This is a genomic window from Gilliamella sp. Occ3-1 (genome assembly GCF_001690655.1).
GTDB lineage: Bacteria > Pseudomonadota > Gammaproteobacteria > Enterobacterales > Orbaceae > Gilliamella > Gilliamella apicola_P.
On the sequence record NZ_LZHQ01000019.1, the window covers coordinates 1 to 14538 of the forward strand.

16 protein-coding genes are annotated in these 14538 nt (G+C 35.8%); 6 read left to right on the top strand and 10 right to left on the bottom strand.

Annotated elements, in window-relative coordinates:
* Window positions 1-220 (bottom strand): transposase (locus tag A9G43_RS05505; RefSeq protein WP_065606286.1); only part of this gene is annotated, 220 nt, incomplete at its 3' end.
* A 222-nt stretch (window positions 221-442) separates the two neighbouring features.
* On the opposite strand from A9G43_RS05505, the gene asnA reads away from it, so the two are divergent.
* The gene (asnA, locus tag A9G43_RS05510; protein WP_065607305.1) at window positions 443-1435 is read left to right on the top strand and encodes an aspartate--ammonia ligase; all 993 of its coding nucleotides are present in this window, start codon (window positions 443-445) and stop codon (window positions 1433-1435) included.
* A 57-nt stretch (window positions 1436-1492) separates the two neighbouring features.
* On the opposite strand, the gene A9G43_RS05515 is transcribed toward asnA, so the two are convergent.
* From A9G43_RS05515 to A9G43_RS05525, 3 genes are all read right to left on the bottom strand, one after another.
* Complete coding sequence (locus A9G43_RS05515; protein WP_065607306.1) at window positions 1493-1861, bottom strand: DUF1161 domain-containing protein; 369 nt, start codon at window positions 1859-1861, stop codon at window positions 1493-1495.
* A 337-nt stretch (window positions 1862-2198) separates the two neighbouring features.
* Window positions 2199-2462, bottom strand: a complete 264-nt coding sequence (locus A9G43_RS05520; RefSeq protein WP_081298039.1) for a SemiSWEET family transporter — start codon at window positions 2460-2462, stop codon at window positions 2199-2201.
* 445 nt (window positions 2463-2907) lie between these two features.
* Complete coding sequence (locus A9G43_RS05525; protein ID WP_065607308.1) at window positions 2908-4320, bottom strand: aminotransferase-like domain-containing protein; 1413 nt, start codon at window positions 4318-4320, stop codon at window positions 2908-2910.
* A gap of 194 nt (window positions 4321-4514) precedes the next feature.
* Here A9G43_RS05525 and pdxS point away from each other — a divergent pair, with 194 nt between their 5' ends.
* From pdxS to A9G43_RS05550, 5 genes are all read left to right on the top strand, one after another.
* Window positions 4515-5402 carry a pyridoxal 5'-phosphate synthase lyase subunit PdxS gene (pdxS, locus tag A9G43_RS05530; RefSeq protein ID WP_065574357.1) on the top strand — a complete coding sequence of 296 codons (888 nt, stop codon included), beginning with the start codon at window positions 4515-4517 and terminating at the stop codon, window positions 5400-5402.
* Complete coding sequence (gene pdxT / locus A9G43_RS05535; protein WP_065607310.1) at window positions 5402-6001, top strand: pyridoxal 5'-phosphate synthase glutaminase subunit PdxT; 600 nt, start codon at window positions 5402-5404, stop codon at window positions 5999-6001. The genes pdxS and pdxT overlap by 1 nt, the downstream gene beginning before the upstream one ends.
* Window positions 6002-6723: 722 nt before the next feature.
* Window positions 6724-7080 (top strand): ArsC family reductase, encoded by a 357-nt coding sequence (locus tag A9G43_RS05540; RefSeq protein ID WP_065607311.1) that lies wholly within the window; start codon window positions 6724-6726, stop codon window positions 7078-7080.
* A 15-nt stretch (window positions 7081-7095) separates the two neighbouring features.
* The gene (gene dapE, locus A9G43_RS05545) at window positions 7096-8235 is read left to right on the top strand and encodes a succinyl-diaminopimelate desuccinylase (protein WP_065607314.1); all 1140 of its coding nucleotides are present in this window, start codon (window positions 7096-7098) and stop codon (window positions 8233-8235) included.
* 72 nt (window positions 8236-8307) lie between these two features.
* Window positions 8308-8496, top strand: coding sequence for a YpfN family protein (locus A9G43_RS05550; protein ID WP_065607316.1), 189 nt, complete (start codon window positions 8308-8310; stop codon window positions 8494-8496).
* An 8-nt stretch (window positions 8497-8504) separates the two neighbouring features.
* Here A9G43_RS05550 and cysZ read toward each other — a convergent pair whose 3' ends face one another.
* The 6 genes from cysZ to dapA form a co-directional block, all read right to left on the bottom strand.
* On the bottom strand, window positions 8505-9335 hold the full coding sequence (cysZ, locus tag A9G43_RS05555) for a sulfate transporter CysZ (RefSeq protein ID WP_081298040.1): 831 nt from the start codon (window positions 9333-9335) through the stop codon (window positions 8505-8507).
* Between the two features lie 232 nt (window positions 9336-9567).
* Entirely contained in the window at window positions 9568-11550 is a 1983-nt protein-coding gene (locus A9G43_RS05560; RefSeq protein WP_065607318.1) for a GNAT family N-acetyltransferase, read from the bottom strand.
* 39 nt (window positions 11551-11589) lie between these two features.
* Window positions 11590-12045, bottom strand: coding sequence for a DUF441 domain-containing protein (locus tag A9G43_RS05565; protein ID WP_065607320.1), 456 nt, complete (start codon window positions 12043-12045; stop codon window positions 11590-11592).
* Window positions 12045-12755 (bottom strand): phosphoribosylaminoimidazolesuccinocarboxamide synthase, encoded by a 711-nt coding sequence (purC, locus tag A9G43_RS05570; RefSeq protein WP_065607322.1) that lies wholly within the window; start codon window positions 12753-12755, stop codon window positions 12045-12047. Before purC ends, A9G43_RS05565 begins: the two co-directional genes overlap by 1 nt.
* A 65-nt stretch (window positions 12756-12820) precedes the next feature.
* The gene (gene bamC, locus A9G43_RS05575; protein WP_065607324.1) at window positions 12821-13588 is read right to left on the bottom strand and encodes an outer membrane protein assembly factor BamC; all 768 of its coding nucleotides are present in this window, start codon (window positions 13586-13588) and stop codon (window positions 12821-12823) included.
* 30 nt (window positions 13589-13618) lie between these two features.
* Entirely contained in the window at window positions 13619-14497 is an 879-nt protein-coding gene (dapA, locus tag A9G43_RS05580) for a 4-hydroxy-tetrahydrodipicolinate synthase (protein WP_065607326.1), read from the bottom strand.
* Window positions 14498-14538 lie beyond the last annotated feature (41 nt).

A 14538-nucleotide genomic window follows, 5' to 3' on the forward strand; every position in this document is an offset into this window, starting at 1 on the left:
TTAAGCTCAGTTCGGCAAACATCTGTTTAAGCTTACGGTTTTCAGCCTCCAGCTCCTTTAAGCGTTTGATATCCGAAGTTTCCATTCCGCCGTATTTTTCCCGCCATTTATAGAAAGTTGAATTACCCATGCCATATTTACGACAGAGTTCTTTAACCGGAATACCCGCTTCAGCTTCTTTTAAAATAGCGACGATTTGATGTTCAGTCATTTTTTTCATGTTTAAATCCTCTTTACTTTTATCATAGAGAATTTTCTACTTTTTTGCTGTATTATTTTAGGGGAGAGTTACATTTTAAAGTTCGGTTAGGTTTCAAACATTTTATCTATATGATAGAAAAATAATATCGGCTATCCAATGCTATACACCTCTATCTTCATCTTGCAAAATTTAATCATCTAGTTTACTTTACTTATACACGGAAATAACTAGAGCGTACACATGATGATATCTTTTAAAGAGCAGCAACAGCAAATTAGCTTTGTTAAGCAGTTTTTTGCTAATCAACTTGCCGAGCGTTTATCACTGATCGAAGTGCAAGCTCCGTTACTAAGTAAAGTTGGCGATGGTATTCAAGATAATTTGTCAGGAACCGAACACCCAGTGCAAGTTAAGGTAAAAGCAATACCTAATACACAATATGAAGTGGTACATTCACTAGCTAAATGGAAACGTAAAATCTTAAGCGATCACCATTTCGAAGTTGGCGAAGGAATCTACACTAATATGAAAGCATTACGCCCAGACGAAGATCAACTTTCGCCAATTCATTCAGTTTATGTTGATCAGTGGGATTGGGAAAAAGTAATTCGCCCAGAAGATCGCAATTTAACTTATCTAAAACAAACGGTCGAAAATATTTATGCTGCCATTAAAGCGACCGAAAAAATTGTTTCACAACAGTATCATCTTTCACAATTTTTACCCGAATCTATCACCTTTATCGATAGTGAGCAGTTATTAAAACGCTATCCAAATTTATCCCCAAAAGAGCGTGAAAACGCAATAACTAAAGAGCTTGGAGCCGTGTTTTTAATTGGTATTGGCGGTAAATTATCAAATAATGAAAAGCACGATGCTCGTGCACCTGATTATGATGACTGGAGCAGTGAAAACGATTTAGGATCTAATGGCTTAAATGGCGATATTTTAGTGTGGAATCCAATTTTGCATAGGGCATTTGAAATTTCATCAATGGGAATTCGGGTCGATCCTGAAACGTTAAAACGTCAATTAAAACTAACAAATGACGAAGATCGTTTAGAGTTTGCTTGGCATAAAGCATTAATCAATGGCGATTTGTTACAAACCATTGGTGGTGGAATTGGGCAATCACGTTTGGTTATGTTGCTTTTACAACAAAAACACATTGGTCAAGTACAATCAAGTGTATGGGACGATGATGTTAAAGCAAATTATAGCCATTTGCTATAATTCCAAGCATATAAATATAGGGCATTACGCCCTATATTTTCTGCAAAAATGATCTAATTAATTTTTAACAGGTAATTTACCCTCTGCTGCCGCAGATTCGGTTGGAGTGTTTATTGATTGTTTCGCTTTATCATTACTACTCTCAGTTTCATCTTTTGTTTTAGTTAGCTGAGTTTGGGTTTGCATTGCTAAATCATCCAAACGAACATAAACAATATTCTGGCGACCTCGATCGCATGATCCCACAATTTTTCCATTAATTTTTCGTTCTGAATTATCAGAAGGTTCAAGTTTTAATTGAAATCTTGATGGATCAACGCCATTATTTTTAATTTTTTCAACAATATTAGCACTAATTTCACCACAATTTGATGCTACTGCTAACATTGGTAAACTAAGTATAAATAAACCGGTTAATTTTTTCATTTCCTTTTCCTTTTGACGGTTATTTGTTTTTTGGATGCATCATAAAACTATCATTTTATCAGTAATATTAAAGCAAATCGATTAACTTGATTTATTCACTGTACAATTTGATAAGTATTTAACAAACCTGTTAATAACTTAATAACATTATAATTATTAAGTTATTTTTTTAATGGTTAAATATTAACCTGCACAATTTTCGATTTAATTTAAAAACAAAAATAGATCTTTTTTGCAATTCTTGTTGAAATTTATTATTAACTCTAACAATAACTTCCCCAAAAAAGCGATAATTTAAGAACAACTGATTACCTGTTACATAATGGCTTAATGTAAATTACAGAGCAGTAAAAAAGGCAATTAACCCAAAAAGCACTCCTGGCGAATTAGCAATTGCTAGTGGCCAATCTTTCTTTTCTTGTAGCAGCCCATAGCAGACCCATAGCGAGCAGTTAATGGAAGCGGCTAATGGTTGAATTGGATTTGTTTTCAATCCATGCAAATTATCGATGATTTGTGGAATATAAGAAACATACATCCCTAATGACGCCACTGTAGCGATAATACCTAAAATACGAAAAGCCTTAGATGAAAGATGCAAAATAGTCTCCTAATATCGTTTATGGTTTTCACCTGATGCTTGTAATTATAACGAGTTAGAATAGTGACAGTAAACTAACATATTTGTCTTAATAGTAAAGTAGAGTTAAAAAAGGTAAGTAATTAGCTAAATTTGGTTTAAGAACTATTGTTGTCTATAAGTGATTTTATATTTAATCATAATGTTATAAATTGTGGCAATTATTAGTATTGAGTTACAAAAGCAAATAACAAGAAGAAACTAATTTCAATAATTGGTTAAATGGTGTTATTTTGCGGATAATTCAAAAAGGGATTTAAGATACTTATGCACTGTATGACTTGATAATTACTGAATAAGCCTGTTGATAACTTTTTAATAAAATGATTATTATGGAGTTTTTTAAAAGATTACATATTGAACGACAATAAAATCAATTTTATTGTAACTAAAAAAGGAAGTATTTTTATAATTTTTCTGAAATTATTTCTTGATCAAAATGACCATAACTTAATCTGAGTGCCCCTAAGTTATCGCCAAAATCAACACCTTGCGATACCGTTACACCTTTTGATAACAGTTGGTTAAGTAAGGCTAATTCCTGCGCTACCGTTTTTACAGGTAAATGCGCATATAAATGAAAGCCACCTAGTGGGGGGTGATAAGTAATCTCACCACCGAAATAGCAATCCAACCAATGCATTAACTGCTCTGCTTTGATTTGTAATGTTTGCCGTAAGTGTTGTTGATGGACAGTGTGATGATGTTGTAGATATTCTTGAGCTAATAATTGTGGCAATATACTTAACCCCGAATCAATGTGTTGCCGAATATTGGCCAGATTTGTAATAATATCGCGCGGCGCCACCATCCACCCAATACGAATATTTGCCCCTATATATTTTGATAGCGATCCTAAATAGATAACTTGATTATGCTGATCCCATTTTTTAATGGGCAATACCGGCGAATTAGGTTTAAACGCTAAACTGCTATAGGCGTCATCCTCAACAATACCAATACATTGCGAGCGACAAAATGCAACAATTGCCTGTTTTCGTCTATTACTCATAACAAAGCCCATTGGGTTTTGAAATATAGGATTCAAAAACAACCATTTTATTTGATGTTGTTGTACGCAATTTGCTAGGCTTTCAATAGTAATACCTTCATTATCACATTCAATACCATATAAACGTAATCCAGCAGCCTGAAACAAAGGTAAAGAGTAAAAATAGGATGGAGATTCAATTCCAACTGTATCACCTGGCTTAAGTAAACCCTGTGTAATAAGAAATAACGACTGCTGCGTGCCCGATGTAATTAAAATTTCGTTAATATCAACTTGCATAGAAAACTGCGTTTGCATGTAAATTGCAATTTGAGCTTTAAGCGATGGTAAACCTAATTGTAATGTATCGCTGTTTTTTTCATGCATAATCAATTCATTTAACGAGGTATTGGGTAGCTGAAGTTTGGGAATTAAATTAGTTGGCAAATCACCATTAGCCAGATCACAAATTTGCACTTGTTGCGCACGCACTTGTGCCACTTTTTGTTGATAAAATGATTTTTTATCTCGATAAAAATGGGCTGGTAAACACCAATTGATCGATGAATACGTTTGCACGCCCCATTTTTTATTATTGACATAAGTGCCACTACCTCGACGTCGAAGTAATATGCTTCGTTCAGTCAACAGCTCCAGTGCATGTACAACAGTTGAGCGGTTAATCTGTAACATTTTAGCTAGCTCCCTTTCTGAAGGTAACCTTTCGCCTGCAATCAAAATTCCTTGCTCAATATAATGTTCAATTAAGTGAGTCAGTTGTTGAAAAAGCGATCCTTCAAATTGGGTTAGTTTTTGTTTTTGCCACATATTTTAGACACTTGTTTTTTTAGAAACACATTAAAAATAAAATAAAATCAATATTCTATCTGAACATTTTTATAGTAACACCAATAAACCTAAAATTGGATGGTTTTATTATAGTCCAATTGGCTGTTTCGTCTAACTGTTTCTTTTTGAATAATACTTTTCAAACAAGACCAATTTTCAACTAGGAGTAAAAAATGAATCAAATTACAGGAACACAGACCGTTAAACGTGGTATGGCACAAATGCAAAAAGGTGGCGTAATCATGGATGTTGTTAATGCTGAACAAGCTAAAATTGCCGAACAAGCTGGTGCAGTTGCGGTAATGGCTTTAGAGAGAGTACCGTCAGATATTCGAGCTGCTGGTGGTGTCGCTCGAATGGCAGATCCTACTATTGTTGAACAAGTCATGAATGCAGTTAGTATACCTGTCATGGCTAAGGCACGTATTGGCCACATTGTTGAAGCACGTATTTTAGAATCAATGGGGGTTGATTATATTGACGAAAGCGAAGTACTAACCCCAGCCGATGAACAGTACCATCTTCTAAAAGATGAATTTACCGTGCCTTTTGTTTGTGGCTGTCGTGATTTAGGTGAAGCACTACGTCGAATTGGTGAAGGAACATCAATGTTACGTACCAAAGGCGAACCAGGAACAGGGAATATTGTTGAAGCTGTTCGCCATATGCGTAAAGTAAATGAGCAAATCCGTTTGGTCACAGGAAAATCAAAAGATGAGCTAATGACTTTTGCTAAAGAAATTGGCGCACCTTATGAGCTTGTATTACAAGTAAAACAACTAGGTAAGTTACCAGTTGTAAATTTTGCCGCTGGCGGCGTTGCTACCCCTGCCGATGCGGCACTTATGATGCAACTGGGTGCCGACGGTGTTTTTGTTGGATCGGGCATTTTTAAATCTCAAAATCCAGAAAAGTTTGCCAAAGCCATTGTGCAAGCTACTACTTATTTTGATGATTATCCACGATTAGCCGAATTATCAAAAGGATTAGGCGAAGCCATGAAAGGGATTGAAATCAGCACACTTGCTCAATCAGAAAGAATGCAAGATCGAGGTTGGTAATGGCAAAATCATCCAAAATAAGCAATGTTAAGTACATTGGTGTGCTCAACTTACAAGGAGCAGTTAGTGAGCATATTTCGATGCTAAATAGTATCGATAATGTACAAGCTACACTAGTTCAGAAACCCGAACAATTAGCTAATTTAGATGGTTTAATCATTCCCGGCGGAGAGTCGACCACAATTAGTCGATTAGTTAAACAAAATGGGCTTTTAACGCCCATTCAACAATTTGCCAAACAAGGAAAAGGAATCTTAGGTACTTGTGCTGGACTAGTGCTCTGTGGCAAAACGGCAACTCATAACGAGGTCGAATTATTAGATTTGATGGATATTTGCGTTGAACGCAATGGTTTTGGTCGGCAAATTAACAGCTTTGAAACAATGTTAGAGATACCAAATATTGGTGAGCAAATTCCAGCAGTATTTATTCGTGCGCCTTATATTGCCAAAGCCGGTGAGCAAGTCAATCAGCTAGCTTTTATTGATAATCATTGTGTGATGGCACAGCAAGATAATATTTTGGTTTGCTCATTTCACCCCGAACTAACCGCCAATAATCGAATTATGCGTTACTTTGTTGATAAATGTTTTAATTAATTGATTAATATTTATTTTATGTTATTGATAATGGATTGTTAATGACTAGCTTAAGTGTTCTATAAAATTTTTGAACACAGCTAATAACCATAGCCAGCTATTCTGTCAGTAGATACCTATTGCTCTCGTCTGAGGGCTTTTTTAATTTATATGGCACCTACTCAGCGGTAAGCCTAGCTAGGCGAGAGACATTCAGAAACATATTTTTCTAAACCGCCTACTCGGCGGTAAACTGCTAAGTGTGGAGTAACAGCTCCCTGTTTTATTTCTAAACCGCCTACTCGGCGGTAAACGGATACAATCGGCAGAATATAGAGATTGTGAATTTCTAAACCGCCTACTCGGCGGTAAACTAGAATCCGATATACTATAAATCTTGTTTCGCAAAAGACAAATAGGATTTTTGCTTTTAAAAACCCTTTTTTTTAGAGCTTTTTTAGTGTGTTGTTTTTATTATATTTTATTTATTATTAAAAAAAGGGTTAGCACAAGTTTGATCTTTTCAAAATGAGTGAAATTATCTGTTCAAAAATTCATTTCTTAACTCACCATCCAAATTATTTAAAATTTTCAAACTTTCACTAATAACCATTTGGCTTTAACAACTAAGTTTAAATATGAGTATTAATATGAATTAATACAAATAAATCCCTTTAGTTTGCCGCTTCAGGCCGATAACTGTTATAATCTTTGCTATTATTTTCAATGTTGGATCACCTAATATGTATATCATCTACGGTATCAAAAACTGCAATACGATGAAAAAAGCTTTTACTTGGCTTGATGATCATCATGTAAGCTATCAATTTCATAATTATAAAACCGATGGGCTTTCAGAGGAGCTATTGGATGCTTTTTTACAATTGATTGATTGGCAAAGCTTGCTCAATACACGGGGCACTACTTGGCGTAATTTAGATGAATCTGTTCGTGCTGAAGTTAATAATACTCAAACAGCTAAAAAGATTATGTTAGCCAATCCATCTATTTTAAAACGCCCTTTACTTATCGATGGGAAGCGTGCATTGTTGGGCTTTTCAGAGGAACTTTATTCACAATTTATTTTGCAATCTAAATAAAAAATCGAGACCACTATGACTGAACCTGTTATTGCTCTGACTCAAGCACTCATCGCCGAAAAATCAATAAGTCCTGACGATAAAAATTGTCAAAAAATGATTATTGAACGGCTAAAACCGCTCGGTTTTACTATTGAAGAAGTTAATATTGGAAAGACCAAAAATTTATGGGCTTATCATGGCGAGGCTAACAGCAAAACCTTAATGTTTGCTGGACATACCGATGTCGTACCAGCTGGTGATGAAAGCAAATGGCTTTATCCTCCTTTTTCGCCAACCATTGATGAACAAGGCGTGCTTTATGGACGTGGTGCATCTGACATGAAAAGTGGCGTTGCTGCCATGGTTTGTGCGGCTGAAGATTTTGTTAAGCAACATCCAAATCACGCTGGGCGAGTAGCTTTTTTAATTACATCAGACGAAGAGGCCGATGCAACCGATGGCACTGTTAAGGTTGTCGATTTGCTAATGAAGCGTCAAGAACGTATTGATTATTGTATTGTGGGCGAACCGTCAAGCGATGCTGTACTTGGCGATCAAATTAAAAACGGTCGCCGTGGTTCACTAACAGCTAATTTAGTTGTGCATGGTATTCAAGGTCATGTGGCTTATCCTCACCTTGCCGATAACCCTGTCCATCGTTTTGCACCTGCATTAAATGAATTGGTTAGCACAGTTTGGGATAAAGGCAATCAGTATTTTCCTCAAACAACTATGCAAATTGCCAATATTAATAGCGGTACAGGTGCTGAAAACATTGTGCCAGGTGATCTAAGTGTGCAATTTAACTTTCGCTATAGTAGTGAATTAACTGATACGATAATTAAAGCGCACGTTGAGCAGATTTTACAAAAACATAATTTGAACTATACGTTATCTTGGCGATTATCAGGACATCCTTTTTTAACACCACAAGGCGATTTAACTAACGCTGCTGCAAGTGCTATTAAGGAATTTACCAACATTGATACCAAGCTATCGACCAGCGGCGGTACTTCAGATGGACGCTTTATTGCTAAGATGGGCTGTCAAGTGATCGAACTAGGTGTATTAAATAAGACTATTCACAAAGTCAACGAAAACGCCAACTGCAAAGATATAATTACCTTAACGGCAATTTATAACCGCATATTAGAAAAATTATTGTTGGCATAATTGTGGAAACAATTGTTGTTGACCTAGCAACTATAACTTGGCGATTACGATTTTAACCTAAGAGGAAGTACGATGGAATGGCTTAAAGATTACTGGTGGATAATTGTGGTGATTTTAATTGGGATTTTTATTAATACTATTAAGGCACTGAATCGACTAAGTTATAAAGCGTATCTTGAAAAAAAGAAAGGGATAAAACCTATCCCTTATCAAGATGACAACGATGATTGGCCATCAACAAATTCGACGAAGAAAAAATAACTCCCTGCTTAACGAAAGTCTTGGCTGCTACTATTAAATAAGGCTTGATGACGGTAACGATCAACCCACATTGCCGTTGCGCCACATACCGCAATAGGCATAACAATTAAATTAAGCAATGGCACCATGGTAAAGAAGCTAACTATAATACCAAAAGTTAAATTATCTACCCGATCTTGCTTGAGTAATTCACGCATACGCTGAAAAGTAATTTTGTGGTTATCAAAGGAGTAATCAGCATATTGAATATTAATTTGCCAAGCGGTAAATAAAAACCAAACCACTGGCGTTACTGATTGCCCAATAACAGGAATAAAGTAAGTTAGCAGTATCGGAATTGCCCATAATAAATAGTTAAGTAGTTTTTGTAGTTCACGTTTAAAAATACGAGGAAGATCCTTAATAAGACTTATCCACGACATATCTGCTGCGGGGATCCCCGTTAACTGTGCTTCAACCTGTTCAGCTAACAAGCCATTAAACGGAGCTGCTATGATATTGGTTACCGTACTAAAGAAATAACAAAATAAAATAACCAATGCTAAAATAACAATAAAAACAATAATATATCCAAGCCAATGTAACCAACTTGGCATATACGACACTCCCCAATCAACCATGCCCGAGATAGCCGTAAAGAACCAATAAAATAATGCTGACATAATCACAACATTGGCAATTAATGGTAAAAAAACAAATCGCTTAATACCTGGACTAAACGCCAATGACCAACCTTTAAAAAAATACTCAATACCTGTCGTGGGTTGATTTTTTGGATTTTGAGTTTGTTTTTTTGAATGGCGATGTTGTGCTTGGTTTTCTAATTTATTTTGCGTCACATTCGATTCCTTTTTAATTAAAACGAATTATGTTAAAACTAGTTCAGTTAAAACTAGTTAGGTAAAAATTAAGTTGAACTTAAACATGATAACTATTGTAAACATAGCCCTTGGTAACCTGCAATGATAATCAGCTATCTTTATTATTGGTTTTTTCGTCAAAAAGCACATTATTGCCATTATTTACTAACTATGAATCTCTAACTATGAATCTCTAACTATGAATCTCTAACTATGAATTACTAACTTGAATTGCTAACCATGTTTTGATCTCTTGCTTGATGGTTTGCATTAATGCATTTTTTCCTGCAAGTTGATATGAACTAATGAGCAAAGTTTGATTGTTTTTGCTTTTTATCAGTGCTGATAACACAGGCAATGTTAGTTGTTGCTGTGGTTGCGATTGTTGATGCGTTTGATTATAGCGAACTAATCGACACAGTGTGGCATAAGTGGCTTCAAACGGTCGATGATAGTAAGCAAACCCATTTAGTTCATCAAAATCGTAGGCGTCTAAATCTTGTGTTAATTGTGACTTATCTTTACTTTCAATCATCTCAGTAAATGGTAAATCAATAATATCTTTGAGCCAATAAACATTACGCTGTAATTTTTGTTTTAATTTAATGATTAGATTTCGTCCCGAATCGGTTAATGGCTTTAGCGCCATAACTGAATAACTACCACTATTTGCCTGTTTATGACTACTGACATGCACCAAAACAAATCCACAAGCAATCCAAAATTGGTAATTAGACGGGGTATAAGCAAAGCTAACCGATAAAAAGTCGATATTCTGTGCTTTGGCATCTTCAAAGATAGTTTGTACAAGTTGCCTTGCTATATTCCGTCGCCGATAGGCACTAATGACCGCAATACGATTAATCCGAACTGAGCGCAATTTAGCCGCCTGTTGCTCACCTGCGTGGGCGACTAACGACTGTGCTACTAAATTACCTTTTGGTCGACGCGTACCTTGCCACACTTCGGTTATTAAACTATCAGGTAAGTTACCTTCAACAACCGTGAGTGCAGCAGCTATTTGGTTATTGTTAGCTGTTGTTTGCCAAATTGTCAAATTTTGCGCATCAAACAGACGTCTTAAATCAACTAACGTAGTTTGGTAATGAGCTACTTTCAATAAATAAAATATCGATCTTAATATATCAACATTATTACGTTCAACTTTTGAATTTTGGATTGATGATGAGCTTACATCAAAATAATCGCCCTTTGTTAATAAACCATTAAGTAACAATCGATCGCTAAATTGCTCTAGCATATCGCCTGCCTGCCAGCGGATGGGGCTAAATAGCTCAAAATATTGATATGCTTTATTTGATAACAATTTCAACAAAAAGCCCTGTCCTGTGCCCTCATACCCATCAGCCGTCGTTATTAATAATACTCGAGTGTTATTTGTTTTAGCTAATTTTAACAATTTTTCCAGCATGGGAAGTGGGATCATGGCAGCTTCATCAATAATTAAATAATCGGCAACAGTAATACATGATTGAGCAATTAATTCATCTGGGGCAAAAAATGGGGTATCGGGCTTAGCAAAATCAAAAAAGGTGTTCAGTGCTGATTTATTTGGTGCTGTCACAATACAACGTTGGTAATGGCTAAATAACCCAGCTAGTGCCGATTTACCGCGTCCACGTTTAGCGACTAATACGTTAATAGGCTTAGTGCTATTTAATAATTGTTTTAAAGTTGCTTGTTGCTCGGCTAAATCACAAACGTTATCAATAATAACTTCAGGCAGGGATATCTTGGAGGATATAACCTGTTTTGATGAAATTTTAGGATAAATTGATAAACCAAATTCAGTTAAAGTCCGTATTAAATGTGCAACGAAATTAGGCACATTAATGGGCATTTGGCTTTCGTTCCAGCGTAAGCTATCTTGATCATGCCAAGTAGACAGATTTTTAGGCAATAATAAAACCAATATACTACCTTTAACTAACGTGCCAACAAGCATAGCAAAGGCATCAAGATTAAATCCTACCGTTGCATCAAAAATAGCATGTCGATACTGTTGCCCCAACAACTGTTTAGTTTGATTGGGCGGTATTACATCAGAAATTAATGTATTGGGTAAATAACTAGAAAGTTCGGAGTGAGATGTAACCGTTAACCAATCACCTGAGTAATGACAAATAGTTTGACTAAGTTGCTTGAATGACTGTGTTGCTTCACCCTGTAACACCCATAGCATCCTTGTGCTGTTGGGATAATTGTGCATAGGTTAACTTTTTCCAATTAACAACGACAAAATACCTGCAGCAATCAGAGGACCAACAGGAATACCTTTGAAAAAAGCCACACCAATTAGCGTACCAATAATTAAACCATTAATAATAGTAGGGTGCGCACCAATGAGGGATATACCTCGCGTACCAAGCCAAGATACTAAAATTCCAACAAAAATAGCTAATATAGATTGCCACGTGGTAAATGATTTAGCAATATCGCCTATTTTTAACGAGCCATCAGCTAAAGGCACCATCATTGCGGCAGTTAAAATAACAACACCAATTGTTAAGCCATATTGATTTAAAAATGGAAAATAAGTGGCAAGCGGCGTTAATTTAAACAGTAACAATAACAGCACTGCAAATGTCACGGTGTTATTGTGTGTTAAATAACACAGAGCCGCTAACCCCAAAAGTAAAAAGAAAGAGATATCAAACTGTGCAAACATTACAAAGGAACACCAATTCGTTTTGCTACTTCTTCATAGGCTTCAATCACACCGCCCAAACCTTGACGAAAGCGATCTTTGTCCATTTTTTTCATTGTCTCTTTTTCCCACAAACGGCAACCATCAGGAGAAAACTCATCACCCAAAGTGATTTCGCCTTTAAATAATCCAAATTCGAGTTTGTAATCAACCAATATTAGTCCTGCTTTATCAAACAAATCGGTCAAAATGGTGTTAATTTTAAAGCTAAGTTCTTTCATTCTAGCGAGTTGATCATCACTAGCCCAATCAAAAGCCTTGCAGTGTGATTCATTAACCATTGGATCATGCAATACATCGTTTTTTAGGAATAATTCAAACGTAGGAGGATTTAGAACTTTACCTTCTTCAATTCCTAAACGTTTAACTAAAGAGCCCGCTGCTCGATTACGTACCACACATTCAACAGGTACCATTTGCAATTTTTTGACAAGCACTTCATTGTCAGATAATAAGGCCTCAACTTGAGTTGGAATGCCAGCCTCGCGTAATTTGCTCATAATAAAATAGTTAAATTTATTATTAACCATGCCTTTACGATCTAGCTGTTCGATACGCAATCCGTCAAATGCCGATGTATCATTACGAAACTCAAGAATTAATAAATCAGAATTTTCGGTGGCATATACCGTTTTAGCTTTACCACGATAAAGCTCAGCCAACTTTTTCATGTTTATAACCTTATATCAATTGCCAATAAATAATTAAGGAGCTATTCGCTCCTTAAATTCGAAACTTATTCTTGATTTGCACTGTTCACGGCTGTTGCTGGTTTCTTACTTTTAGCATTTTCCTTTTCAATCTCTTCATTTTGTGCTTTTCGTGGCACAACGCGAACCGAATCAGGTGCAACATTATCCATTATATCATTAAACAAACCAACAACATAGCGCTGAACCTCAATGGGTTGCGAAATTAAATCGTCGAAACCTCGGGTTAACGAAATGATTGAAATAGTGATTGTTTCGGTATCGCCTAATAATTGTCTTGAAATTGAATAAGTGGCTTCAACCGCTTGATCTTCGTCTGCACGCGCCATAAAGGCTTTATTGGTTTTAATAGTATTATTGTCATGGCTAGCAATAGGGATATTTTTCCTACTTAAGCTATCAGGAATGCGATTCCATACATTATTGCTTAATGGCACATTAAAAGTAACTGAACCATTATTATAAACCGCAAGCACATCTTGAATAGTTGGGATTGGTAAAATTGGTGGTCTAATGTCAAGTTTTTTTCCTAAATTACCTTTAAACTCAGTTTTAACAACATAAAATTCACCACTTTCTGCAGGCACCGAAATACTTTCAGGAATAATTAACGGTTTTAACGTAGGTGATTTAAGGTAATCTTCATTACCTTCAACTTCCCGCTTAAAATTTTGATCACTGCTACAACTGACAAGAAATAGAGAAGTTACAGCGGTTAAAACCACTGTTTTTTTAATGACATTACCTTTAAATAGGGCTATGTTTGAAATTTTGTTTAATGTGCTATTTAACATAAATATCTGCTTTTTAAATTGAAAGTTATACTACAGTAAATTCGCCTCTTTTAATGCTTGTTCAACCATAGGAATTGACGATGTGCTTAACGATATCATTGGTAACCGAATTGTTGCACTTTGCATTAAACCTAATCTTGCGCAAGCCCACTTAGCTGGCGTTGGGTTAGGTTCAATGAATAAATTGTGATGTAAAGCCATTAACGTGTCATTTAAACTACGGGCTTCTTGAATTTGATTATTAGCCACAAGCTGACACACAGTAGCAACGACCTTAGCTGCAACATTAGCTGTAACAGAAATAACACCATCACCACCTAAAATCATAAAATCTAAAAAGGTTGAATCATCGCCACTCAGTAACTTAAAATCAGAGCCAACTAATTTTCGTGTAGGATAAACTCTTGAAAGATCGCCCGTTGCATCTTTTAATGCAACAATATTTTTGATTTTAGCTAACCGTCCAACAGTTTCAGGCTTAATATCACTGCTAGTGCGCCCTGGTACATTATATAGAATCTGTGGCAACTCCGTACTTTCAGCAATAGATTTAAAGTGCTGATACATGCCTTCTTGAGTCGGTTTGTTATAATAAGGTGCAACCGTTAAACAGCCTATGACACCAATATTCTCGATCTTACGGGTTAATTCTACAGCCTCCTTCGTTGCGTTTGCGCCAGTGCCAGCAATAATAGCAATGCGCCCATCTGCATAGTCAATTGTTCTTTTAATCACATCAATATGCTCATAGTGATCAAGTGTTGCTGATTCGCCTGTTGTACCAACCGAAACAATACCCGATGTTCCATTTGTAATATGATATTCGACCAATTTTTTTAAGCTTACGTGGTCCACGTTTCCTTTTGTATCCATGGGAGTAACAAGTGCGACCAGACTTCCTGTAAACATAAAATGACCTCTCATATAATTGGTTTATAACACAACGTAAA